1 protein-coding gene is annotated in these 254 nt (G+C 48.4%); it reads right to left on the bottom strand.

The window, feature by feature from the left end; genetic code table 11:
- A partial coding sequence (locus AB4493_RS05405) for a cadherin-like domain-containing protein (RefSeq protein WP_372154630.1) occupies positions 1 to 254 on the bottom strand: 254 nt, incomplete at both ends.

Genomic DNA, 254 nt, shown 5'->3' with positions numbered 1-254 from the left:
CCATTGAAGTTTTCATTTGGCGCAAAGGTGTACGTGCCGTTACCGTTGTCGGTAAGGATACCGTCGCCACCATCGTAGGTCACACCTTCAACCGTTAGGTTGTCACCTTCAATGTCTGTCGCGCCTGTAAGCAGATCCGCGTCTGTGAACAGTAAAGTACCGTCTTCTTCAACACTGAATTGCTGATCTTGAGGAACTGGCAGGTCATTGATTGGGTTAACGGTTAAATCGGCAGAAGCTTGAACGGTATTGGT

Source organism: Vibrio sp. 10N.222.55.A1 (genome assembly GCF_041473835.1).
Classification (GTDB): Bacteria; Pseudomonadota; Gammaproteobacteria; order Enterobacterales; family Vibrionaceae; genus Vibrio; species Vibrio crassostreae_C.
This window is presented reverse-complemented; position numbering and strand designations above follow the sequence as displayed.